This is a genomic window from Caulobacter sp. FWC2 (genome assembly GCF_002742625.1).
GTDB lineage: Bacteria > Pseudomonadota > Alphaproteobacteria > Caulobacterales > Caulobacteraceae > Caulobacter.
Map to the genome: position 1 here is coordinate 3106923 of NZ_PEBF01000001.1, position 24452 is coordinate 3131374.

14 protein-coding genes are annotated in these 24452 nt (G+C 66.2%); 6 read left to right on the forward strand and 8 right to left on the reverse strand.

The window, feature by feature from the left end; all coding sequences use genetic code 11:
• Nucleotides 1–15: 15 nt before the first annotated feature.
• Nucleotides 16–2307 carry a restriction endonuclease gene (locus CSW62_RS14950; RefSeq protein WP_099579089.1) on the reverse strand — a complete coding sequence of 764 codons (2292 nt, stop codon included), beginning with the start codon at nt 2305–2307 and terminating at the stop codon, nt 16–18.
• A gap of 187 nt (nt 2308–2494) precedes the next feature.
• Here CSW62_RS14950 and CSW62_RS14955 point away from each other — a divergent pair, with 187 nt between their 5' ends.
• Complete coding sequence (locus tag CSW62_RS14955; protein ID WP_099579091.1) at nt 2495–3382, forward strand: hypothetical protein; 888 nt, start codon at nt 2495–2497, stop codon at nt 3380–3382.
• 109 nt (nt 3383–3491) lie between these two features.
• On the forward strand, nt 3492–3866 hold the full coding sequence (locus CSW62_RS14960; protein ID WP_369827550.1) for a restriction endonuclease: 375 nt from the start codon (nt 3492–3494) through the stop codon (nt 3864–3866).
• A gap of 118 nt (nt 3867–3984) precedes the next feature.
• Here the strand turns inward: CSW62_RS14960 and CSW62_RS14965 are convergent, their stop codons facing one another.
• From CSW62_RS14965 to CSW62_RS14990, 6 genes are all read right to left on the reverse strand, one after another.
• A complete protein-coding gene (locus CSW62_RS14965) occupies nt 3985–7776 on the reverse strand; it encodes a hypothetical protein (protein WP_099579095.1) in 3792 nt (1263 codons plus the stop codon).
• A gap of 377 nt (nt 7777–8153) precedes the next feature.
• Nucleotides 8154–11273 carry an AAA family ATPase gene (locus tag CSW62_RS14970; RefSeq protein WP_099579097.1) on the reverse strand — a complete coding sequence of 1040 codons (3120 nt, stop codon included), beginning with the start codon at nt 11271–11273 and terminating at the stop codon, nt 8154–8156.
• On the reverse strand, nt 11270–11917 hold the full coding sequence (locus tag CSW62_RS14975; RefSeq protein WP_099579099.1) for an ABC-three component system middle component 1: 648 nt from the start codon (nt 11915–11917) through the stop codon (nt 11270–11272). Before CSW62_RS14975 ends, CSW62_RS14970 begins: the two co-directional genes overlap by 4 nt.
• Complete coding sequence (locus CSW62_RS14980) at nt 11914–14289, reverse strand: ABC-three component system protein (RefSeq protein WP_099579101.1); 2376 nt, start codon at nt 14287–14289, stop codon at nt 11914–11916. Before CSW62_RS14980 ends, CSW62_RS14975 begins: the two co-directional genes overlap by 4 nt.
• A 426-nt stretch (nt 14290–14715) precedes the next feature.
• Nucleotides 14716–14931 (reverse strand): helix-turn-helix domain-containing protein, encoded by a 216-nt coding sequence (locus tag CSW62_RS14985; protein WP_099579103.1) that lies wholly within the window; start codon nt 14929–14931, stop codon nt 14716–14718.
• Between the two features lie 92 nt (nt 14932–15023).
• The gene (locus tag CSW62_RS14990) at nt 15024–15233 is read right to left on the reverse strand and encodes a helix-turn-helix domain-containing protein (RefSeq protein ID WP_099579105.1); all 210 of its coding nucleotides are present in this window, start codon (nt 15231–15233) and stop codon (nt 15024–15026) included.
• 141 nt (nt 15234–15374) lie between these two features.
• Here CSW62_RS14990 and CSW62_RS14995 point away from each other — a divergent pair, with 141 nt between their 5' ends.
• The 4 genes from CSW62_RS14995 (at nt 15375) to CSW62_RS15010 (ending at nt 22717) form a co-directional block, all read left to right on the forward strand.
• Entirely contained in the window at nt 15375–15899 is a 525-nt protein-coding gene (locus CSW62_RS14995; RefSeq protein WP_099579107.1) for an RNA polymerase sigma factor, read from the forward strand.
• A gap of 12 nt (nt 15900–15911) precedes the next feature.
• Nucleotides 15912–16967 (forward strand): FecR domain-containing protein, encoded by a 1056-nt coding sequence (locus tag CSW62_RS15000; RefSeq protein ID WP_099579109.1) that lies wholly within the window; start codon nt 15912–15914, stop codon nt 16965–16967.
• A gap of 211 nt (nt 16968–17178) precedes the next feature.
• Entirely contained in the window at nt 17179–20226 is a 3048-nt protein-coding gene (locus CSW62_RS15005; protein WP_099579111.1) for a TonB-dependent receptor, read from the forward strand.
• Nucleotides 20227–20275: 49 nt separating this feature from the next.
• A complete protein-coding gene (locus CSW62_RS15010; protein ID WP_099579113.1) occupies nt 20276–22717 on the forward strand; it encodes a prolyl oligopeptidase family serine peptidase in 2442 nt (813 codons plus the stop codon).
• Here CSW62_RS15010 and CSW62_RS15015 read toward each other — a convergent pair.
• On the reverse strand, nt 22670–24448 hold the full coding sequence (locus tag CSW62_RS15015) for an asparagine synthase-related protein (RefSeq protein WP_099579115.1): 1779 nt from the start codon (nt 24446–24448) through the stop codon (nt 22670–22672). The genes CSW62_RS15010 and CSW62_RS15015 overlap by 48 nt on opposite strands.
• Between the last annotated feature and the right edge of the window lie 4 nt (nt 24449–24452).

Here is a 24452-nt window from a genome sequence, read left to right on the forward strand (position 1 = left end):
GCCCTGACTTGACCGCTAGCTGTCCGAGCGCAGCGAACCGAAGAGATCACGGACACTGCCGTCGCTGGCGCGCCCTTCACGCATGCGGTCCTTGTATTCGTCCATCATGGAGTCGGCGTAGGCTTCCTCGCGTTCCTGATACTCGGTCTCGGTCTCTTCCAGGACGTCCATGGCGCGGGCGACCTCCAGTTCCAGGTGTTCGGCGATGAACTCGATATCATCGCGAAGATCCGAAAAGTCCTCGCCCGTGCGGCACTCCAAGAGCTCGCTGCTGATCGCAGCCAAGGCCTCAGCCCCCGCCTCCTTCAGCGTCACGGCCAGGGCTTGGCTTTCCGGCTCGTCTAGATCCAGAAGGCTGACCAGTTCGCTGACATCCCGGATCGAGGGTTCCTTGGCCGTCTGCGCCACGAGATAGGCCGACATGGTCTCGACGATCCGACGCGATGCCGTGTCTTCGGGCGCAAGCCCGTCTAGGGCGCGCACCATGTCGACTCCGTTCGAGACGTAGATGTAGGCGCCAGCTTCCATGTTCTCGACGATCTCGGCGGCATATTGCTCGCGCAGGGCTCGAAACTCAGGGCTGCGAACATGGAAACGCAGCTTGAGCAGCGTCAGGAGTCGGCTGGAGGCCGTGAAGCCCTCGATGGAGCTCTTGCCGCTACGGATGACAATTCGACCCTTGCGTCCCAGGCAGCGGCCAACAGCTTCCATAAAGGCCTGAGGCTCGCGCTCTAGGCCAGCGAAAACGCCCTTGCCGCCGGCCGCGCCCCCGAGGGCCATAACCCGTTCAATCTGCCCGTACTCGATCGCCCCCAGAACCACGGCAACGGCGTCGTCCGGGTCGCGACGCAGGACCGCATTCATCAGGTCCAGGACCGACGGGTCCAACACGGCAAAGCCCTTGGTACCGTCCGGACGAACGAAGGCGTTGATCACCTGGGACATGGCCAACCGAAAGTCAGCGGCCTCGCGCGCGAAGCCATAGCGTTCCGCCCGCAAGCCGTGGAGGCGCCGGAAGGCCGGTTCCAGAACGGCGCCGTCGGCTTCGCCGCCGAAACTGAAGAGCGCCAGCAGCAGCGAGCGCCCGGCCTCGCCGATCTGCTCGTCATAGGCATGCAGCCAGAGCTTGGATGGGTCGCGTAAAAGTTTCTCGACGTGCGCAGCGAACTCCTCGGCCGGCACATGCGCCACCCGATTGTAGGTCGAGAGCCAAGCCACGAGACGTGGGTTGAACTTCTCGTGCTGAATGATGCGCAGGTAAAAGTCGTTGGCGAGCAGCGCCTCGCGATACGCGTCCGGCAGATCGCTGTAGTAGAGATGATTGTAAAGGATCAGGGCGCGTTCCCTTCGGGTGTAGTCGGAGACCCGCAGCACGAGCTTCCGGCTGTCCAGGCCGGCGTCGCGCAGCCGCTCTGAAGCGGCCAAGGCTTGGCCAAATATGTGCTCGCGGGTCGTCAGGATCAGTCGGGCCGAAGGTGTCTCGCCGATCAGTCCCATGAAATCGACCAGGGCGCGGTCGTCCTGCTTCATCCCCACCGCGCCACGGTCGCCCAGGAAGGTCGCGCCCATGAAGTCGTCGAAATAGAAAACCTGGCGCTTGCCGGATTGCAGGAGCCGGGCGCCCTCGGCGACATCGCGCCGGATGACCACCGGCTCCCAACCGTTGGCCAGGTGATTATAGAGCAGCAGTTCAGCCAGGGTGGTTTTGCCCACGCCGGGCGGCCCCGACAGGATCACTAGCCGATCCCGCTCCAGGACCTGCAGCGCCTGCCCGTAGGCGCTGCTGGGTACGTACTTGGGGATGTCTTTCTGGATCCGCCGGACTTGGAAGTCGGTCTGGACCAGGACTTCATTGTGGATGACCCGGTCGAGCACCGCACGACTGCCAAGCCACAGCTTGAAGTGCTGCTGGTGGATGCTGGGATGGCGCTCCAAGAGATTGTTGAGGTCCTCCGCGCCCAAGACGTCGGCGACTTTCAGGTGTTGCCCGCCGACGGCGTCGACGATCTGAACCTTGTTTTTCGGCGTCAAGGAGACCGAGGTGATCACCATGTAGCGGTCGGGCTTGAGCCCGGGAATCTTGCCGGCTTCTTTGCGTAGCGCCGCCAGTAGGCCTGACAGGCCGGTCTTTGCGAAATGCTTGACCTGCACGATGAGCGTACCGGCCCGCGCGTATCGAAGGTCGATCCCGCCGTCGCGCCCGGACCTGAAGCTCTCAAGCACGATGCCGTGCTCGGCCTGAAGCAGGTCCCGCGAGAGCAGTTCCATGTCATGGGGCGAAAGCTGGTGAAAGTCGTAGTCCGCCATGGATCAGCCAATCGTAACGCGACGGCGTGAATCGCTCGCGCGCACTAAGTGTATGGCCGATCATGGCGGACTTTGAGGATTCCTAAAGCAGCGTCAACAGGCGACATTTGTGCCTCCGGAAGCAGACGTTCAATTGGACGGTTTCATCGACAGCGACAACCTTCACCGTCCGAAGTAGAACCGAGGCATGACCGAGAGGGCCTGCTTCATCATCGCGCCAATAGGCGCCAAGCTCAGCGCCCTGGCCGAGGTCATCGTCCAGAGCGGCTGGCGCGTTCTGAATTCAGAAGAGGACGCAGTCGCCAGTTCACGCCGGGGGGCACCCGATTTGATCGCGCGCGCCGACGCAGTGATCGTTGTCGATCCCTGGGTGTCTTCGAACCTGTTGGTCGAGACCGGATATGCACTGGGTCGAGGGCTTCCGGTGCTGCTGGTGGCGGTCGACGGCGCGTCCTCCCCAGCGTTCGAGAACGAGCCTACTCTGGCAATGTTGCCGCGAGTGCGCACCAAGATCACCGATGCAGCGGCCTTGCGCTTCCATATTCCGGCCTTTCTGGATGGGGTGGAGAAAGCACCTCACGCGGTTTTCCTGCCGCCGCAGACTGCCCCGCTTAAGCCGAAGTCCAGCTCTCAGAAATCGCGTTCGATCTATCCGCAGTCGGCCTTGGAACAGCGCCTGCTCGACCTCTTCGACCGTTCGCCCGAGATAGCGGGCGTGGCGCAGGACCCTTATCGGCCCGCGCCCGGAAACACGAGCTACAGACCCGACTTCGCCATCTGGCTTGCCGATCCCGTCTCGACCACGATCAACCCGGTTTTGGTCGAAGTCACCCGAAGACTGGAGCCAAACGAGTTCGCCCGAAAGCTCAACGGCCTGCGCGACTACGCGCGTGAGGCCAGCGCGGGAATGGCCCTGCTGATCGAAGACAACCCTGTCCTGCCGTTGACGCTGGTCGAACTCAACCCGGTCATCGTGCGGGTGGGCCTCCTCTCATTTGAGCACCTCATCCTTGAGGGACGCCTCATCCGCACCGTCACCCAGGCGCGTAATCGCGCAGTGCACGGGTTCGAGTAACCGGGATGGATCCGGATCCGGGCTACATTGCCACGATCGCCGAGGCCTGGGCGCGGAGTGACGCGGCCTGCCTGGCTTCTCGCACTGGAAGAGCCGGCATGTCACCAACCTGGGCGACGCCGAGTTCGACGTCTGCTTCCACAATGACATACGTTTGAGCCCCTTCCCCTTCGCCGAGCCGGCGATGGTGATCGAGTGCAAGAACACCGGTAATCCTATTGGCAGTGCCGAGGTGCGCAACTTCGTCGCCAAGATGGAGGACGTGCAGCTCAGCTGGGCCGTGCTTGTCGCCGCTAATGGCATCACAGGCAGCGGCCAGCGGGACAGTCACGCACACGCCGTCATCCAGGCCGCGCGGGTCCGCAAGGTCAATGTTCTGGTCCTGACCCGGGCAGAACTGGCAGCCCTGCAGAGCCATGAGGTATTCGCAGATCTCATCCGGGAGAAAATAATGCGCCACTCCCTGAACGCGCCTTTCTTCTGAAGTACGTAGTAGTCGAGCTTCCAGAAGATCCGCGTGTTTCATCTCAAGCAACAGATCCAGGCTCGTCGCGCCAACAGCAGTCGTTGGTTTCGATCCAGAAAAAAGACATTCACAAAGCCTACCCGCCCTCCTCCAACGTGGAGAGCAGCGTCTTAGCGGTACTGACCGTCACCTGCTCGCGCAGGCGGTCCAGGGCGAACTGCATGGGCACCGGGTTCTTGAAAACGAGGTGGCTTTCGAGCTTATCGACGACGTCCCACCCGATGAAACGCGCGATCTCCGCGTGGTGCTGGTCGAGAAGCTCGATACGATCGAGATGCTTGCGCAGATAGTCGCGCTTGCCGTCTTGGGTCATCTCGCCCCGGAAGTCGGCCAGTTGTTCGGCGATCTCTCCGAGGTTCTTCTTGAACTGTAGATCTTTGCACTCGATGATCAGCACACGTCGATCCGCGGGGCGCCAGGCGAGGACATCGACGTCGCCATGGTCGCGCTCGAAACCCTTGCGCAAGAGCTTGGTGATCTTGAGATCTGGCTCTGCGATCTGCCAGCCGTTGGCAGTGAGCAACTCGCCGATAGACACCGAAAACGCCTTGCCTCGCTTGTCCGCAGTCACGGCCGCCCACGAGGTCATCGCCTTGCCCAACTGCCAGCTGGGGAAGCTACCGTCATAGAAACTGCCGAGCGTATAGCCAAAGCCCTGACGCGCCAGACCAGGCGAGATCAGGAAGCTGGGATCGTCAGTGTCGTCTATTTGCAGGAGGGGCCGGCGCAGGACGCTTAAACGCCGGCGAAAGCGCCAGATCTCCAGGTCGCGCGGATCGATGTCGTTGTCCGGCGAGCGCCACCCGGCGCGGGGCGTTAGGGTCAGCGTCGAGAGAATGGCGGGCATGTGCTCAGGGCGCAATCGTCCCCGTGCGTCGCCTGGGGCCAGCAAGAGTTGGCTCTTCTTCATCTTCAGCACAGCCTTACCCGCGTCGATGGCCCGATTTTCCAGCCAGTCAACGAACTGTCGATAGGCGTCGATCGGCGCCCCAAGCTCCTCGGCCAGAGCAGTCGTGAACTTGCCTTCGAACAGGTGCTCGACAGCCGGGGTGATGTCCGCCTCTTCAAGATTCTTGGCGTATTTGGCGACCGAGGCGTCGACCGACACGTCGCTGAAGGCCCGCGCGAACGGCGCCAAGATCTCCTCGACGAAGTCCAGCTTGGCTAGGACGTCGCCCAGCGGCGAGATCTTTAGCGTCGGCTCCATCACGTCCCAGCGGATCGCGCCCGACCAGCCGCTAGCGACGAGGATCAACCCCATCTTGGCCATTAGGCGGGAAAGGTCGAGCGCGCCGGGCGCACGCCCCTCCAGCGGCGCCTCGCAGAGCGCCAGCTCTACGAGCGAGCGCGAAGTCTGCGAAACCTCGGCCCGTTCGGAAACCTCCTTGCTGATGACGTCGCGAACCGCGTCCTTGTCCTTGCGCAACGCCAATATGGCGGCCGCAGTCCGTCCCCAACGCTGGCCTTCGGCGGCCGCGGCTTCGTGATTATAGAGCAGCGCCCGGATCAGGGCCTCTCGGCCAAAGTGGCGTAGATCCGCGCACAACTCCTCTTCGAGGAGCCGCACCGTGCGATTGAGGAACCGCATGGCGTCAGCCTTGCCGCGGATCCAGGCTCCTTCGGAGCGCTCATGGGCTCGCCAGCCCAGGCCAAGACGCAGCAGGGCGTCGTCATCGCGATCCACGCGCACCGTGACTTTGGGAATATCGGCGCGAACCTGGTCGAGGAAGGTCGCCACCGCGAAGGTGTGGCGATGACGCGCCTTTGGGTCGGGGCAGATCTCGTCGACGAGCTGGCGCTCGGCAGCCGCGTCGAGGGTTTCGCCGGCCAGGCCCGCGACGCCTACGGCGATAGCTGCCACCAGGGCTTGCTCAGCTATATTGTCGACATGAAAGCCACCGCGCTCGAACGCCTCGGACGCCTTGATCACGACGGTGCGTCGCTCTAGATCGGCCGTGACGACCAGTCCCGCTCGGACCTGAGGATAGTTGAGTGGCGCGGGACGTGCCTCACCATTCCGCATGCAATCGGTGAAGTCGCCTTCGATCAGTAAGGAAGACGTTCCAAGGCCCGGGAAGCACCGATCGAGAACCGGCGCTGCCCTGACGATCCACATCCGCAGCATCAGCCAGTAGTCGTGAGCCGGGGTCGCGGGCAGATCATCGGGGACGAGGATGTCAAACCACCAGTCCCGCGCCGGCGTGATGAAGACACCAGCCGATCCGCGTCGTTCGCGGTCTTCGTCGCTGACATAGACACGCTCGGCGTCGTCCTCGGCGAAAATCCTGTCCTTTTGCCAGCGCACGGTCAGCTGGCGGCCGGTGACATCGGCGCGGACGTGGACGTCGAAGTCCATCGCCACCTCATGGCGAAGATCGCGCAGGAGGTTCTGAGGCACCATCAACGTGTCGGCATGGTCTCCCCCACCGAAATCGTCCGGCAATTGCCCATGGGGCACGAGGTGGCCGCCCAGGGACCTTGACCAGGCCACGAGGTTCAAAAGCCCGTTGATGCTTTGCAAGGCCACGCCGCCGCGTTCGAGCGCCTCTTGACCGTCCAGCAGCCGCCACAATGACAACGGGCTGAAACCGTGCGCCCAGCTTAGGGTACAAAGCTCGGGCGCGGATAGGAACTCCAGCCGCCAGTTGCGGGCGGCGGGATCCGGCAAGGCGTGCGCGGCCGCCCGGCCGACACCGCAACCGACAATGACCGTCAAACCATCGACGAAATTGGGATCGTGCTGTGCCTGGCGATACGCGTTCCCGATCCAGGTCTGAAGCACGTCGGTGACTTGCCCTGGATCGGGGTTGGGGTCGATAAGGCCCGTCGTCTCGATGCCTTCGAGCGTGTCCAAGAGTAGAACGAGATTCAAATAGCGGCCCTGATCGGCTTCGATCGTGCCGCCGGCGAGCGCGAAACGCTCGCCGCGATGGAAGTGCAGGCGCGCGCCCATGCGGCCGCCTAGCAACGGCATCGACTCGATGAGTGCGAGATAGTCCCGGCCCAGTGCAGCCAGAAACGTTTCTCGCGCTCCCAGGGCGTCAAGCCTTTCGAGCAAGAACCGTCGGATGGCGGCGCTGGCGGCTGTGGGCAGGACAAAGAAGACCTCTTGGCCTTTGATGACGAGCGGCCGCCGCTCAAGATCCGTATGTCCGAGTTTCTGGTTCAGCAGCTCCTCGCGGCCATCCTGACGGAACGCAAAAGGTGCAAGGCCCCTGAGCGAGACACCGGCAGAGCGAAGCTCGTCCAGGGTGAACCGCACCCGCCGCTGGAGCGAGGCGGCGCGGCTCAGGACGGACCTTGGAATCGTGTCCTGCGGGTACGCCGATCCCAACTGATTGCGCCATAGCTTAGATCGTTCGCAGACCAGATCGGAAAGCCGCAAAAGGGAGAAGATCGCGACGCGCAGTTCATCATAGGGCGCGCCCTCGGGCATGCCTTCGACCACGTTGACGAACCGCTGGAGGTAGAAGCCCGCGCCCTCCCATATCCCCTCAAGAATTCGAAAGTCTCCCCGCGAGGTGCAGATCAGGCTGACGAAAACGTCCTCGGCCGGATCCTCAAGGCGGCCGACTCTGCCTTCGCCGATCTTGCGGAAACGCGACGCGAGCCAGGTTTCGGAGGGCTTCTTGCTGCCCTTCCCAAGCGCCAGTGCCTGATGGACGAGCATTTCCAGTCGCGCGCAGTTGCTCTGCAACTCGGGAGCCGTCAACAGCGCGCCAAATATTGTCGCGGCTCGCACGGGATCCATTTGCGTCAGGACGGCCGCCTCGCTCGCTTCGTCGGGGGCGACGCGGCTCATGTGCCGTTGCATTTCGAACATCCCCGGAAGTCCGAGGAAATCCTGAAGGTCAATGCGGTCGTCCATGTCCCCTCCGAAATGCCGCGTCCGACCGTCTATCTCCCACGATCCGATAGGACGGAGCGCCTAGAAAGCACTGCCATGGCTGCGCCGCCTTCGATCGTTCTATCATCAAGCTACGTCACAGAGGGTCGTACCTCATTGCATGCGATCGCGGTCTCGAGAGCCTTAGTGTTCGGCCCGCCCGACGAGCTGGCACGTCCGGCTGCTCAGCTGCGCTTTAGCAATAGCGGACTCGGACAGCGCAGGGAGCTGATAGGTGTGGCCACTCCCCCCTCAATTGTGTCGCGACTTTTGTCCTCGCGGTAGGTGCGACAGTCGATCGGCCGCACGTGCGCCACTCCATTGCAGAAAGATGCAGGATGCTTGTCGATCGTCGCGTGTCAGGCTGACGCCGCGTGAGATTTGCCAGGCAAAGACGACTGGAGAGTCCATTCGACTCCTTCCTTGCCAATGCCCAGCAGGTTCAAGGTCGTGCAGGGAATGCGGCGCGAGCGGAATTTCCGCTGAAGGAACTCCGCTTGGCCGACATCATGGGTCGACAGAAAGACCTGGTAGCCCTCCGCGCTGACAAGATTGCCCATCAGGTCGGCGAAAGCGGCCGCATGGATCGAGTCATTGTGTTGCAAGGGATCGTCGAGCACGAGGGCCTTCCAGCGAGACCAGGGGAACGTGAGGCTGGCGGCCGTCAACATGCTGACGGCCAACGCGGCCATTTGCCCCTCGCTGTGAACGAGCACCGGATCAATTTCTCCGAGCGCCTTAGGTACTTCGCCGCGCTTGACCGCGCTCTGCTCGATCTTCTTGCGCTTTACGTGCAGATCGATCCCGATGCGCGGATCGCAAAGGATTGCCTGGTTGATTTGAGCCATCAGGAAGCTCAGCGGCTTGATGTATTCGGCGTTGAAGCTGTCGAGTTCCGTTGTAATGTCGGCGCTCGCCGCCCGGGCTGTCTCCTTGACTTGCCGCACATCCTCTAACTGCGCTGCCAGCTGGGCTCGAAACGCGAGGGCCGCGTCGCGCACCTCTTCACGCAGCGCGCTTGGTGGCGCGTCGACCGAGGCGCGCAAATGTTCGAAAACTCCGCGGTGAGTGAGCTGACGTGACCACGCCAGACGTCCCTCACGCAGACGCGACAACTTGCCCAGCGACGCCCTGACCACTGACCGGGACGCCGAAAGCCGATCCTCCACCTGAGCGATAACGTCGAGCCCCGGTTGGGAGCCGAAGCTTGATAGATCGACCCAACGGCGAACCAGTTTTTCGTTTTCGATGTCTAGGTTCGCTTTACGCCCCGACAGCTCTACTTGACGCGCGTGTAACGCCGCGTTCTCGGCGTCAAGACCGGCGGTGATGCCCTCAGCAGCAGCTAAGGCCTCATTGGCGAGCCCCACCCGTTCCTGCGCTCGCTCGACAGAGGTTTCTGCCTCTCCAAGCTTCGCGGCGAGCTGATCGGCATTTATCGCTTCGCCGGGCTTGACTGCGGCCTCGGCATTCGCCGCCTCCGCTCGCGCGCTGTCTAGTCTGGCGGCGGCGAGGTCTGCGGCCCGGCGAGCGGCCGCCTCCGCGCGCTGCGCGACGTCGCGCTCGCGCACCGCCCGGCTATGATCGCTGCTGACCGCGCCGTCAGCCGCGAGGCGTTTGAGCCAGCGCTGTTTTCTACCTCGGCGCGCGTCCAAGGCGCGGAGCTCTGAAAGCGCCCGCGCGCGCGCCGCGACGAGCGCGTCAGGGGTTATAGTTGTAGCAGCGTCAAGTCGCGCTAAGAGACGCGCCCGCTGCTCGCGCGCTGAGGCCACCGCTTCACGCGCTGCATGAATCGCCGTCTGAGCTCGCCTCAGACGTTGAACGGCTAGGCTCGCCGCCTCCCGGCCAGCCGTCAGGCTCTGAAGCGCTTCCTCTTGCACAAGCAGGTTCGGCGCGAGACGGCCGGCCGCGCTCGAAATCCGAGCCTGGAGTTCAGGGGCGGTTCCAAACGATGTCGCGCAGAGCGGACAGTCGCATGCGTCTGCCGGAAGGTTGGCGGCGATCGAGGTGATAGCGGCCGACAGGCTGTCGACGGCGTCGCGCAGCCCTTCGACGATAGATGTTTGCAAGGCGGCACGTTCTACTGCCGCTTTCCACTCCAAGTCAGCGGACTGCACCGCTTGATCGATCCTTGGGTCGGCGGCTTCAAGCGCAGCAAGCGCAGCGACTTGCTGCTGCAATCGCTCGTCGAGCTCCAGAGTCTCATCAATTGTCGCCAGGGCCTGCCGCGCGCCATCGTACTCTTTGCCCGCTCGATCGAGCTCTGCGGACAAGCGCTGAGAGATGTCTCGCCGGCGCGCCTCTGCCGCGACACGGCGTTCGGCGGCGGCGGTCGCCGCCGTACTCGAGACCAGCGTAGAAGCAACGATCTCCATTTCCGTCGCGATCCGGGTCGCGAGGTCACGCGCGTCACGCAGGGCCTGTAGTTGGCCGCGAGCGGTCAGGGCGAGTGCCAAGGTTTCCTGCGCACCGGTGAGCGCGTGGCGGCGCGTCTCGCTCTCAGAACGCGCCTGCTCCAACGCCCCGCTCAACGCAGCCAGACGGGTGTCGGCTGCGGCTTTAGACGCCGAGATCTCTCCGAGTTCGGCTAAATGGCGCTGCCGCGCGGCGTATAGCCTGCGAGCCGTATCGACCCGGCCTTCAATGGTCAGGCAGGTCGCCTCGATCGCGTCGGCGATTGCCTGCAACTGCTCTAAGGTCGGTTCGGGATCGACGCTCGGAACTTGCGTGTTTGGCGGAACACCAATCCACGCGTTCGCTAGCTCCGCCGATAGCCGTCGCGCCTCGCCCAAAGCGGCCGCCTCATCGAGCGATCCGGCCGCTTGCGCGTCGATCCAAAGCGCCGCTTCCTGCTCAAACAGATCATCGACACTTTTAATGTCGCGCTCGAGCTGTTCGGTTCGTCGTGCATAGGCGCGCACCACCGTGGTGTTGCCCTGACCGTGAAGCGCGTTGGCGATGGCCTGGATCGAGGTGCTCTGGGCAGCTTCCTTCAGGATGTCGAACCGTTCGGTGGCGCTGCGATTGGTGAGACGCGAGAGAGTCGATTGGCCGAGGAAATGGGTTAGCAACAGATAGCGTTCGAGACCCGAGATGCTTTGCTGCCAGTCCGGTGCCCGGAGAAAGTCCGTTATGTCTGGAACGTTCCCGCCGAGGGTGGAGCTCGTCGCCTTGGCGTTCAGCAGACTGCGTTCGATGTGGCTCCCGTCCGAGAACGTCATTGCTGCGCTGGTCGGGCCCGGCGCTCCCTCGCGCCATCGACACAGATAGGTTCCAGGCTTATTGGCACCAACGGCGTCGCGGAAGTGGTCGATCCGGTCGGCAAAAGCCCATTCAAGAGCGTCAAATAGAGAGGATTTTCCCAGGCCGTTGCTACCGTGGACGATGAGCACGCCCGGCTCCGGCGCCAGTGCGACATCAAGACTCGCGAAGCTCCGAAACTGTCGAAGCGCGATCTGTTGCAGATAGAGCGCCGTCATTCAGGGTCCTTCCGGGCTTCAATCAGCTGCGGAATGAGGCCATCCGGGTCATCTTTATACGCCTCCGCGAGGGCGACCCAACGATCCGCCGCAGCCTTTGAAAGGCCATGGCGTACCAGGATGCGCTCCGCTAGGCCCTGGTTGTGGTCTAGAGGTGCGTCCAAGACCGCGGCGTGAGACCTCCAGGGCTGGGCGAGGAACGTCCGAGCGATGAAGTTGCGATAGGAGGTCTCGATATCCTTCGTGTCGGGCATCCAGATCACCTTCCGGCTGACGGACTCGTCGCGCTCCGCATAGTCGATGACGCCTCGCCAGTCGGACGATGAGTCCGTCGCCGTCACATAGAGCATGATGTGGGCATTAACGACCTCTTCTGCGCGCATGTAGGAACGGGCTATCACCATCTGGTTGTGGAGAGCTCGGAGCGACGTTTGCATCTGCTCGCTACCTTCCAGGACGATGGGCGCGACCAGAACGGGATAGGCGCCCAGGCGAAGACCGACTACGCCGTCGGGCAGCAACACTTCCGCGGGATCGAGCCGCCCCCGAAAGCTTCGCGCAGAGAACGTCGCCTCTACACTAGCAGGCCACTCGAGGGCCATGGCGGACGCCAGGAGCTTGTCGGCGAAAAGGTTGGCCGTCATTGGGGCAGCTCCGCCAGTTCTTGATCCTGCCGGGCGCGAAGGGCTTCGAACTCCGCCGTCACGGCACCTTGCCAAGCGATCATGCCCTCAGCCAGCCGAGCGCGCCAAACCTTGTCGTTCCGGATCACCACCGGCCGCACCCGCCGGGCCGCCGCAATGCCTGTCGTCGGCGCGCCCGCATCCAACACCCGTCCGGGCACATCCATAACCTCAACCTCGGCTGAGCCCGACAAGATGAGGGCGTCGACATCCCACTGGTCGGGGTGGGTCCAGACCGCGATCGGTTGATGGCCCACCCACTGACAGCCCGATCCGAGCGCCACGGCACCATGACCGAACATCAGATTACCGCGCTCAACCAGGGCCGGCGCGAGGGGCTCGCCGTGGTGGGTCGCCAGGATCATCAGCAGCGCGGCCGCAAGCTGCGGAAGGTGAGCATGGTCACCGCTCCATGGCGTCGGTTCACGCTGCTCGACGTTGGCCAGCCAGCGCAAGAAATCGGCCAGGAGCTGCGGGTTGGCCGCAAGCGCCACCTTCCAAGCGGCCCAAGTTGGGCCGATCGCCGTCGCGATCGTCGCATGAATTGGGCCCAGAGTCGCGCAGGAGTGGCTCGTCAACGCGAGTTGGAGGGCACCGTCCAGTAGACGGAGCAGGCAGCTGTCAACGGCTTGGCTGAGGCCTGCCACGTTGGACGGAGCGGGATGCCAATGCGACAGCACCGCTGACGTCGCCGAAGCGATGTTCGGCACCACCGTGCGCCAGTCCGCGACTGTCTCTGGACTCGCTGAGAGCAAGATCCGCCCGCTGCTTGCCAGGGCCAGCCGGGCGATATTGGCCCATTGCGGCGTATCCTTGGGCGGTGCGTTGAACTGCACGGTAAAAGTCGTCGTAAGGCGTTCGCACTGATCGGCGACATCGAGCAGGCTTCGGCTCCCCTGTTCGGTTGCCACGTGGGCCGCGGGATCGACGCCCAGGGTCAAGATAGCCCGCTCGGCGGAAACGGTCGCTTTCAGGGCCGGCCGCGCGGCGTGATCTTCGAGGTGGTTGATGCGCAGATCTTGGAACAGATCGTAAGTCTCTGCGGCGAGAACCGGCGGCGCGGCCAGTTCGGGTTTGGCCTTTAGAAGATCGGTGACATGGAGGCGATAGGCCCCCAAATGGTCGCCGGCTGGCTGATAGCGCAGGTTGCGGTTGGGGCCGTGCCTGAGAATGACGGTCTGGAACGACGCCGTCAGGGGCTTGCCGGAGACCGAAACCCCCTCCAACTGGAAATGCCCCGCGTGCCCCGTCACGTCTGTGACCTTCCCGGCGCTCCGCGCAACCGGCCGACCGGCCGACCGGGCCGCCTCAAGCACGGCGAACGCCATGACCTGATTGAGCTGCGCCGCCTGACCCGCTGCCAAGAGCGGGCCAACGCTGTTAATTGTCACTTGCCGGTCGGTGCGAAGGCGGCGCCCCAAGCGATCGATGACGCTTCGATCCGTCAATAGCGGCAGCAAATGTGTCGTGAAGGCCGGTTCAAGATCGGCGCCGGAGAGGACGCCGGTACACGCCGCGTTCGTGCCGGCGCGCAAGGCGTCGTCTTGAAAATAATCCAGGAACCCGCGGGTAAAGGCGACGTGTTCAAAGTCCTCGATCAGCAGATTGAGGAGGTCGGTCAGCCCACCATCTCCGTTTCCGCTGACAATATAGGTGGCTGGGCTAATGGCCTCCGCCGCCGCCGATCCCGTGGAGTTCTGCTTCCAGTAGTGAAGGGGAACCGCCGTGCCGCAAGGAATCTCATCGCCGAAACCCATCGCCAGAACTACGCGATCGAAGGTGCGCCCAATGGCGCCATTGTTCGATTGAAGTGTGAGGCGCCATCTCGCCCCCTCCTTCTCGACAGCGGTCAAGCGGTGTTCCGGGTGGAACACGAGGGTATTCAAACGCGTCTCCGCTGCCGCGAAGTCCGCCTTCAGTTGGGCGCAGACAACACCGCCGTTGTTCGCAGACCAGTCGAGAATAGGCAGCCCGGCGCGGTCCCCTAGCGATCCCAACGCAGGCCACTCGTAGATGTGGGGGTGCAGCAGCCGCGGCGACGCGCTCTGCAGCTGTAGGATCGACGTCGCCGGATCGTACAAGGCCACCTCATAACCAAGCAGCGCCAACGCTAGGGCGGCTGTTACGCCGGCGGCGCCCGCGCCAACCACTGCGACGTGGTCGGTCGACTTGAAGCGGCCAGGTTGGGCTAGAGCGTGTGCAAAGCGCAGGGCCCGAACCTGCTGGGAATAGAAGGTAATTCGGCGATCAAAGGCCCCAATGAAATGGAGACCCGGGTCCTGAGGGCTGCCCGATAGAGCGAACCAATCATCATAGTCCGACTGATGTACCATCTGCGCTCTTGAGGGATCACACTAGGAGGCGCCGACAATCGCGCGTCGAGGTGGTTCGAGTCGGAAACTTAACCAATAGGAGACTGGATACAAGCTCGGTCACTCAACGACTGCTGGGGCCGCCTGCCCCTCCGGGACTTCTGACCACAAGAGCTCGCACGGCCAAACGCCTAAATTAGCAACGAACCTCCCTGCTCATCGCAAGGCCGGCGCCACCGGCCGCCAACGAGCGGACCTTCCCAAGTTCAGCAATGAGTCATGAACAGCCTAAGTCGTGACGATCAGTGTTCCGGCCGGCCGCGTCAGCGATCGTCACCCGAATGGGCCGAGACCGCGCAGCGGGCTCGGCGGCGGCCGGCGCGGCTTGCCGCGTCCGGCGCCGTAGAGCGCGGTCGCGCGCGCAGCGCGCGAGACGCCCAGCTCTGACTAGCGGTCCTTGCGCCGGACAAGCTCCGCCTCGGTCACTGCCAACGCGGCGGCCAGTCGCTCGAGGACCCGCAAGCTAATGTTGCGCTTCCCGTTTTCGATGCCAGACAGATACGTCGTATGAATCTCGGCGATATGGGCGAGCTCGTCCTGCGGGACGCCACGCGCCTCCCGCACGGCGCGAATATTCGCCCCTACGACCACTCGGAGATCCATGCTCCGATGGCGCGCTATCCGAGCGCAATGCGGAATAGACTATGAGTAAAGTGGGAATAAAAGCTGCAGGACCCTTTTGAACGATCCGCCGGCTACCGTCGGATCACTAAATCGGTCTCTGGCACCCTAAGAGCGAGGGCTAGGCGCTCAAGCACGTTCATGCTGATATTTCTTTTGCCTGTCTCAACACCTGAAAGATAGGTCACGTGGATACCTGCCAAGTGTGCGAGTTCGTCCTGCGGAAGGCCCCTCGCCTCCCGCAGGGCGCGAACGTTCGCTCCCACCACGGCTAGAAAATCCATGCCGTGAAGGCGCACGGTCGATGCTGGACAGTGAATAGACTATGAGTAAAGTGGAAAAATATCGTCGTGCGTCCGCGACGTCCACGCGGGCACGGCTCGATCCGGATTCCGTCCCGCCCCCATCGGCTTGGAATGCGGCTTATGCCCCCGCTCAACGCTCAGATCATCGTCCCCGACGACGACCCGCCCCCTGCCCCGCCGGCCCCGCCCCTGGCCGCTGAGTACCTGCGCCATCGCGCCTGGCTGACCTCGGTGCTGACCCTGCGCTATGGCCGCGAGGACGCCGCCGACATCGCCCAGGACACTTATCTGCGGGTGCATGCCTACGTCCCCTCGGCCCCGATCCGCCGCCCTCGGTCGCTGCTGATGCGCATCGCCCTGAACCTGGCGTCCAACCGCCACCGCAAAGCGGCCTGGGAGCACGTCACCGATCCCCAGGATCCTTGCCTTGACCGGCGTACCACCGAGGGCGACCAGGACGCGGCGGCCATTTTTGCGGAGATGCTGCTCGCCTTACCGTCAAAGTTGCGCGATGTTTTCGTTCAGGCGCACGTCGAAGGCAAAAGCTACGAGGAGATCGCGCGGACGTGCGGGATCTCGCTCGGCGCGGTGGAAAAGCGAATGAGGCAGGCGGTCGCCAGATGCGATGCGTTCATCGGGAGCTAGGCGGATCACGCCATGAGCGATAACCGGACCCGGAACCCCACGCAGGCCCAGCCCAGCGCGCCGACGCGCGAGCAGCAGCAGCGCGCGCGCGACGAGGCCGCCGCCTGGTACGCCAAGATGCGCGGTCCGAGGATCAGCCACCGCGAGGTGACGGACTTCTACGCCTGGCGCGAGGACAGCCTCAACGACGCGGCCTATGGCCGAATCGAAGCCCTGACCGCCGGGGTGCGCGTCCATGCCGGCGATCCTCGGCTACAGGCGATCGCCCAGGCGGCCAATGATCGCCGCGCCGCCTCGGCCCCGCTCGCGTGGCTGCGGCGCGGCGCCACGCCGTGGATCACCGGCATGGCCGTGGCGGCCGCGGTGGTGGTCGGCGCCGTGACCCTCGTCCATCCCTTCGGCCAGACCTACCGCACGGGCGTGGGCGAACACCGGCTGGTGGCCCTGGCCGACGGCTCGACGATCGATCTCAACACCGACAGCGTCGTCCGGGTGCGGCTGACGCGGGAGCGGCGCGCGATCAGCCTGGACAAGGGCCAGGCCTTGTTCGCCGTGGCCCACGACGCCGCGCGCCCGTTCATCGTCACGGCCGGCGACACCGCCGTGCGGGCGGTGGGCACCCGGTTCGAAGTCTACAGGACCGGCGCGGTGGTGCGGGTCACCCTGGCCGAGGGCAAGGTGCAGGTGACGCAAGGCAACGCCCCCTCCCCGACGATGATGCGCGCCGGGACCCGCCTGGACGTGGGCGGCAAAGCCCCTGCCCGGCCCGTCGCCGTCGATGTCGCCGCCGCCACCGGCTGGACGGACGGACGCCTGACCTTCCAGGACACGCCGCTGGCCCAAGCGGTGGCCGAGGCCAACCGCTACAGCCGCAAGAAGGTGGCGCTGGGTCCGGGCGCCCCGGCCGACGAGCGGGTGACGGCGATCTTCAATGCCGGCGACACCACCGCCTTCGTCGACGGCGTCAGCAAGCTGCTGGACCTGAAGAGCGCCATCCGCGCCGACGGCACGATCGAGCTGACCGGCCTGGAGCGGCCTGTCGCCGCGCCGGTCGCGCCGGAGTCCTGATCCCTTTTCGATTCCACGCCCAGAGCGTCCACGCGCCCTGCGTGGACGGCGCCGGTTCACGTCGACTTTCGGCGTTCGCCGACCACCGTCATATTTTTTTCACAGGCCGGTAAGGTCAGCCGCCCCCTGGCGGGTCTCCACTGTAGGCGCCCGAGAAAAAGCGTTCGTCACCTTGGCGAACCCGGCGCGCCCTTGGGGGATTATCGCCGTCATGGTTGAGTCGCTTCGTCGGGGCCTCTTGGGCCTTTCTCTTCTGGCCCTGACCACCGGCGTCGCCGGTCACGTCCACGCCGCCCAGGCGCCGTCGGCGCAGTCGCCCGCCGTGGCGGTGCGCACGCCGAAGGGGCCGCTGAAAGACGCCTTGCTGGAACTGGGCCGCCAGACCGGCGTCCAGATCATCTTCGCCAGCCGGGCGGTGGAGGGTCGCCAGGCCCCCGCGCTCGACGGCGCCTTCAGCGTCGAGGCGGCGCTCGCCCGCCTGCTGGCGGGCAGCGACCTGGAGGCGCAACGCGCCGGCCCGTCCTTGCTGGTCATCCGGCCGCGCGCCGGCCTGACGCCGACCTCGGCCATCGCGTCGCCCGCATCGGATCTGCTGGCCTCGCCAACGCCTGAACCCTTAACGGCGGCCCCGCCCGTCCAGGCGAGCGACAGCGCCACGATGCTGTCGGAGGTCGTGGTCGGCAGCCGCATCCGAGGCGTCAAGGACACCGCCTCACCGGTCGTCGTCCTAGGCCGTGAGGAGATCGACCGGGCCGGCTACGCCAGTGTCGCCGAAGCCCTGACCTCCCTGCCGCAGGCCTCGGGCGGAAGCGCCAGCGAGGACAGCCTGGCCACCGGGGCCGATTCCAACTTCAACAACACCATGCGCGGCACGGGCGTGGACCTGCGGGGCCTCGGCGCGGACGCCACGCTGGTGCTGTTCAACGGCAAGCGCCTGGCCGGCGCGGGCCTCTATGGCGACTTCTCCGACATCTCGTCCATTCCGTACGCCGCCATCGGTCGGGTCGAGGTGCTGCTGGACGGGGCCTCGGCGCTTTATGGCTCCGACGCCGTCGGCGGGGTGGTCGACATGCGCCTGCGCACGGACCTCGACGGCGGCGAGACCCGGCTTTCGACCGGCGCGGCGACCCAGGGCGGCTACGCGCGGTACCTGGCCAGCCAGGCGTTCGGCAAGACCTGGTCCGGCGGCCACATCCTGGCCGCCTACGAGTACACCCGCAACGACGCCCTGCACGGCCTGGACCGGGACTACACCGGCAACGCCGACCTGCGCCCTTGGGGCGGCACGGACCGACGCAGCGCCGTCGCGGCCCAACCCGCCAACATCCTGCGGCTCAATTCGGCGGGCGCCTATGTCTCGACCTACGCTGTTCCGGCCGGCCAGAACGGCGTGGGCCTGAAGCCGAGCGATTTCATCCTCGGCACGGTCAACTATCAGAACCAGAAAGCGGCCTATGACGTGATCCCGCGCTCCAGCCGCCACAGCGCGGTGGTCTCGGTCGCCCAGTCCGCCGGCCCGGTGGAGCTGTCGGGGGATTTCCGGTTCGCCCATCGCGAGATCTTCGCGCGCAACGTGGCGCCGACCACCGCACTGATCCTCAACGCGGCCAACCCCTACTATGTCTCGCCCACCGGCCAGGCGTCCGAACGGATCGCCTATTCGTTCCTGAACGAGCGCGGCGGGGTGAAGAACTGGGGCACCTCGGAGAGCCTGGGCGCGGCGCTCGGCGCCAAGACCCGACTGGGGGACTGGACCGCCGACCTGTCGGGGACCTACGCCCAGGAACTGGGGATCAGCCGCACGCGCGGCCAGATCAACGCCACCAACCTCAGCGAGGCCGCGGGCCTCACCGCCGACAATCCGCTGACGTCGTTCAGCGCCGCCCGGGACGGCTATTTCAACCCCTATATCGGGGCGGGCTATTCCAACCCGGCCGCCGTGCTCGACTTCATCCTGTCGGGTTGGGACCTGACCAAGACCCGCAGCGAGTTCAAGTCGGCCAATCTCGACTTCGAGGGCCCGCTCCTGCGACTGCCCGGCGGCACGCTGCGGCTGGCGGTCGGCGGCCAGGTTCGCCGCGAGGAAGTGCGCACGGGCGGCGCGCGGCTGCTGTCGGGGTCCGCGCCCTTCGAGAAGGCCACGACCCGCTACAGCCGCGACGTCAAGGCCGTCTATGCCGAGCTGAACGCGCCCCTGGTCGGCCCCGACAACGCCCTGCCCCTGGTCGAACGCCTGGAGCTGTCGCTGGCCGGACGGATCGAGGACTATGACGACACCGGCTCGACCCGCAATCCCAAGGTCGGGTTGATCTGGGCGCCCAGCAAAACCCTGACCTTCAAGGCCAGCTACGGCACGTCATTCCGGGCGCCGTCGCTCTACGAGCTGCATCTGCCCTACACGATCACCCCGATCCCGGTGACCTATCAGGGCGGCCTGTTGCCGGCCCTCGTCTATCAGGGCGGCAATCCCGACCTCAAGCCGGAGACCGCCACGTCGTGGACGGCGGGGCTCAGCTACAGCCCGGCCGCCGCGCCCGAGCTGACCGTCGGCCTCAACGTCTACCGGACCCTGTTCAAGAACCGGGTCGGCCAGCCGGTGGTGATCAACCAGGCCCTGACCTCGGACGAATATGCCGCGTTCCGCACCCGCGTCAGCCCGGCGACCAATCCCGCCGACCGCGCAAAGGTCCTGGCGGTGATCGCCGACCCCAATGCGTCGGGAACCAACGCCTACGACGTCGACACCTATGGCGCGATCATCGACGCCCGCGAGGTCAACACCGGCAGCCTCGAGGTCGAGGGCCTGGACGCCACCGCCGGCTATAGGACGAGCCTTCGCGGCGACCCGCTGGTGCTCAACGCCAGCCTGTCGTGGCTGACCCACTACAAGCGCAAACTGACCCCGACCTCGGCCCACACCGAACTGGCTGGCCAGGCCGGCTATCCGGCCGACCTGCGCGGCCGGGTCTCGGCGACCTGGATCCATGGCCCCGTGTCGGTGACCACCGGGCTCAACCATGTCGGCGACAGCTACGCCGACACCGGCCGGCGGGTCCATCCCTGGACGACCTTCGACTTGCAGGGGCGCTGGCAAGGCAAGATCCTGGCGGTTGACGGCTTGGCGGTGACGCTGAACGTCCAGAACCTGTTCGATCAGGATCCGCCCTTCTACGACAACCCGCTGGCGGTCGGCTACGACCCGGTCAACGCCGACCCGCTCGGCCGTGTGATCAGCCTGACCCTGACCAAGGCCTGGTAGGCGGGGGCTCAAGCCCCCCAACACCCCTTCCCATCCGGAGACCACACCCATGCGACGCTTCGCGGCGCTCGCGGTCGGCTGCGCGCTGATCGCTCCCCTCGCCCTGCCCCTCGGGGCACGGGCCGCCCCCTACACGGTCGATCGCCTGCTTGCGGTCGAGCAGCTCGTCTCGGCCAAGCTGGATCCAAGCCACCGCTGGCTGGTGGTCCAGCGCACCGCGCGCTGGGACCGCGCCCCGCGCTACGACCTGGATTTCAACACCAAGCTGGGCTTGGGCCGGATCCAGGTGTTCGACGTCGCCCAAGGCGGCGTCGAGCGCCGGCTCGACCTGCCGGAGGGTCCTGGCTACACCGCCTTGGGCGTCTCGCCGGGCGGGCGGCGGCTGGCGGTGGCGCGGCTGACCGGCCATGACTACGAGCTGGGCGTCGTCGACCTGGAGAGCGGCCAGGCCCGATGGTTGGGCCTCAGTCCTCGCCAGGAGGTCTGGGGGCCGAGCGTGGTCTGGCGGTCGGATGACGAGCTGCTGGTGGCGGCGCGGCCCTCCGGCTTTCCCGACCCGATCATGGGCTTCGGGTTCTTTGGCCATCAAAGGCTGATCCAGCAGTGGGACGCCACCGCCCACGGGGATTTGGGCGCCAGCGTCCTGGGCAGCGGCCCGTCGCGTGGCCTCCGCCCCCAGGCGCCGGTGGTCGGCCTGGTCCAGGTCAAGTTGAAGACCGGCGAGCAGCGCATCCTGACGCCCGGAAACGTACGCGACCTGTCGCTGTCTCCGGACGGGCGGACGGCGGCGGCGATCGTCGAGGGGGAAGACATCCAATATCCGCTCGCGGAGCCGACAACGCCGGCCTCGGAAGCCAGCGTCAAGCGTCTGGTCATGGTCGATCTCGACAGCGCACGCGCGACGACGCCCTGCCCCGACTGCGATCTGATGGCTCGGTTCCTCGCTTGGTCGGACGACGGCCGCGACCTGCTGGTCTTTGCCCGCCAGGGCGAGGTCGGCTTCTCGCGGGGGCGCTTCTGGCGCATGCCGTCGACCGGGCCCGGCGCGCCGCTGAACCTGGGCGACCTCGCACCCGCGCTCGGCGAAACCTATGACACCGCCGGGCTGCCGCTCGGCGGCTGGCTGGACGGCGCGCCGGTGGTCTACGCCCGCCCGGCGGCCGGCGGCCGCGCCGACTACTGGCGCCTGGACGGCGATCGCCGCACCAATCTGACGACGCGCTTGCCGGCCGAAAGCCGGGCGATCGGCGCCGACGCCGATGTCTGGGCCGTGGCGGCGGCGGGTCAGGTCTGGCGGGTCACCGCCAGGTCCGCCCAAAGCTGGGGCCTGACCCAGGCCTCCGTCCGCGCGTTCGGTCCGGCGCCCGCCGGGTTTCGGGGCGACCAGAATTTCGTGCCGGCCCTGAAGGACCTGGCCCTGGCCGATCCGGCGGCACGTCCGGCCCTGCCCTGGCCCGGAACGCGCCTGCCCGCGCCGCTCGCCGATGTCCGCGTCACCGACGTTGCGCCGAAGGTCCGCGTCGAGGTCGCCCAGGACCGCCATGGCGTGGAGACGGTGCGGCTCATCCCGCCAGCCGACGGGCCCAAGGCGCTGGTCACGGTCAACGCGGCCCTGGCCGACGTCGATTTCGCCGCGCCGGTCGCGATTCGTCACAAGGGCCTCGATGGCAAGGCCTTGACCAGCTGGCTCTATCTGCCGCCCGGGCTGCCGACCGGCGCGCGGCCGCCGGTGGTCGTCCTGCCCTACCCTGGGGCGGCCTCGGCCAGCCCGCCGCGCGCTCAGGGACCTGGCGTCTTCAGTCCGACGGTCAACGCCCAGATCCTGGCCGCGCGCGGCTACGCCGCCATCGTCCCGGCCATGCCCTATCTGTCCGGTCGCGAGCCGATCGAGGGCCTGGCCGACCAGATGCTGGCCCCGGTCGACGCCGCCGCCGCCCTGGGCCTGGTCGATCCCGACCGCGTGGCGATCTGGGGCCATAGCTATGGCGGCTACGGCGTGATCGCCGCGGCCACCCAGAGCGTCCGGTTCAAGGCGGTGATCGCGACCGCCCCAACCGTCAATCTCGCCAGCGCCTATGGGCGCCTGGGGCCCGTGGTCTACGCGGTTCCCGAGGACGGACTGACGGTGTTCGCCTCGACCGGATGGCAGGAGAGCGGCCAGGCGCGCATGGGCGCGCCGCCCTGGAAGGACCCGCAGCTCTACCTGCGCAACAGCCCGATCACCTTCGTCGACAGGATCACCGCGCCGGTGGCGATCTTCCACGGCGACAACGACAAGGGCCTGGACCAGTCGGCCGCCCTGTTCGGCGCCCTTTACCGCCAGAACAAGGACGCGATCTTCGTGACCTATCGCGGCGAGGGTCACGTCTTCTATTCACCGGGCAATATCCGCGACTATCTCCAGCGGGTTCTGGAGCTTCTCGACCGCACGGTGGGCGAAAGTTCAGGAGGCCCTGGCCTGGCGCGCGCCGTCGCCGGCAGCGGCGGCTAGACGGTCGGTCCAGCACCGCGCCCAGGCCTCCAGCGCCAGGATGACGAACACTTCCGAGGAAATGTTGGTCCACACCAGGCGCTCGGGGCTCAAGGCCGCGTCGAGCCGCGCGCGATCCAGCAGGCCCGCCGCCGCCAATCGCCCGTCGAGCAGGTAGGGGCGCAGCGCCTTCAAGCTCCCGCGCAGACTCTGGGCGAAATAGGTCGTCAGATCGCCCTTGCCGCGCCGGTTCAGCACCAGGGACGGCAGGCGGTCGGCGAAGGCGGCGCGGGCGAACGGCCGATCGTTGTCGCCGACGGCCAGCCGCCCGGCCGCCACCGACAGGCAGAACTCGACAACCGGCTGGCTCATCAGCGGGTCGATGACATCGCCTGCCCGGTGCCGCTGGCTCTCGCCGAACGAACTGAGGCCGTTGACCAGCGCCAGGACCTGCAGCTGCTTGGCCGGAGCCAGGCCACGCGCCTCCTCCAGCCAAGGATGTCGCGTGGTCGCGGCCGCGGCGGTGGGGTCCGACAGGAAGGCCTGCACCCCCAGGCCAGCGGTCAGGTCCTTGGTCGACAATCCCCGACGCAGCAGGTCCCACACCGTCGTGGCGTTGCGCCGGGCCAGCAGCGACAGGCCGCGCCGCCGTCCACCGGCCGACGCGCCGCGCAGCACGTCACGGACCAGGCTCGGATGAGCCATCTGATAGAGCATCCCGTCCCCGCCTCGTCCGGTGAACATCGCGTCCACGCCTGGCGCCGACAGCCGCGCGGCCAGATCGGCGTCATGGTCGGGATCGCCGCCGACATAGTTGGGACGCGGTCCGCCGGCCGCCCCGCGAAGCTTCTCCGGGGCGATGATCAGCATCTGGCGATCGACCACCTCGATGGGGACGCCGATCTTTTCGGCCACGGCCCGCGCATAAAGACGCTCATCGCTCTCGTCCCTCGGAAAGCTGTGGTTGACGCCGTAGACCAGGGGCGCGCCGACGGACTTCAGGCTGGCCGCGACGATCGCCGAGTCCAGGCCTCCGGAGATTTCACAGAACACGCCTTCACGGCCCAGCGCCCAGGCGGCGGTCACCCCGTCAACGAGGTGGCGCAGTTCGCCGGGGTCGGCCTTGGGCCTGGGCCGGCGCGCGAAGAACGACGGCGACCACAGGCGCGGCCCCGCGCCATCGGGTCCCGCCAGGACCCCGGGCGGGTAGCTGGTCACGCCGACCAGGGGGCAGATCAGGCTGGCGAGATTCTTCTGGCGCAGGATGGCGGCCAGGCCGTCCCAGTCGATGGCCAAGGTCTCGGGCCACAGGGCCGGCAGGTCGGGCAGGCGCGAGGCGATGAAGCGCAAGGCCCCCCGACGCCAGCCGATCGCCTCCATCACGCCCAGTGGATCGCGCGGCACGCGCGCCGCGCCCTGTTCGTCGCTGAAGATGGCGACGTATCGGCCAAAGGCGCGGCCGACCAGGCGCGCGGCGATGTCCTGGGGGTCTCCGCCGACGCCCAGCAGTTCGAAGTCCCGCCCAAGACCTTGGCGGGCGGCGTCGGCGTCGAACACATCGCCGATCAAGCCGCCGGCGACGTTGGGCAGATGCCGGTAGGACGGCGGCCGCTCCGCCTCCAGGAAGATCGAGAACCGGCGACGCTCGGCGACCTTGGTCCAGGCGCCGGTCTCGAGAACCCGCGCTTCGGCGGTCCGCCAGGCCGACGGATCGGCGCCAACATCGACTTCAATGACGAGATAGTCGCGCATGAGC

Bases quoted from the DNA above. Each gene is read 5' to 3' on its own strand.
- CSW62_RS14950 (WP_099579089.1), bottom strand. From the start codon at position 2,307: ATGGCGGACTACGACTTTCACCAGCTTTCGCCCCATGACATGGAACTG.
- CSW62_RS14955 (WP_099579091.1), top strand. From the start codon at position 2,495: ATGACCGAGAGGGCCTGCTTCATCATCGCGCCAATAGGCGCCAAGCTC.
- CSW62_RS14965 (WP_099579095.1), bottom strand. From the start codon at position 7,776: ATGGACGACCGCATTGACCTTCAGGATTTCCTCGGACTTCCGGGGATG.
- CSW62_RS14970 (WP_099579097.1), bottom strand. From the start codon at position 11,273: ATGACGGCGCTCTATCTGCAACAGATCGCGCTTCGACAGTTTCGGAGC.
- CSW62_RS14975 (WP_099579099.1), bottom strand. From the start codon at position 11,917: ATGACGGCCAACCTTTTCGCCGACAAGCTCCTGGCGTCCGCCATGGCC.
- CSW62_RS14980 (WP_099579101.1), bottom strand. From the start codon at position 14,289: ATGGTACATCAGTCGGACTATGATGATTGGTTCGCTCTATCGGGCAGC.
- CSW62_RS14985 (WP_099579103.1), bottom strand. From the start codon at position 14,931: ATGGATCTCCGAGTGGTCGTAGGGGCGAATATTCGCGCCGTGCGGGAG.
- CSW62_RS14990 (WP_099579105.1), bottom strand. From the start codon at position 15,233: ATGGATTTTCTAGCCGTGGTGGGAGCGAACGTTCGCGCCCTGCGGGAG.
- CSW62_RS14995 (WP_099579107.1), top strand. From the start codon at position 15,375: ATGCCCCCGCTCAACGCTCAGATCATCGTCCCCGACGACGACCCGCCC.
- CSW62_RS15000 (WP_099579109.1), top strand. From the start codon at position 15,912: ATGAGCGATAACCGGACCCGGAACCCCACGCAGGCCCAGCCCAGCGCG.
- CSW62_RS15005 (WP_099579111.1), top strand. From the start codon at position 17,179: ATGGTTGAGTCGCTTCGTCGGGGCCTCTTGGGCCTTTCTCTTCTGGCC.
- CSW62_RS15010 (WP_099579113.1), top strand. From the start codon at position 20,276: ATGCGACGCTTCGCGGCGCTCGCGGTCGGCTGCGCGCTGATCGCTCCC.
- CSW62_RS15015 (WP_099579115.1), bottom strand. From the start codon at position 24,448: ATGCGCGACTATCTCGTCATTGAAGTCGATGTTGGCGCCGATCCGTCG.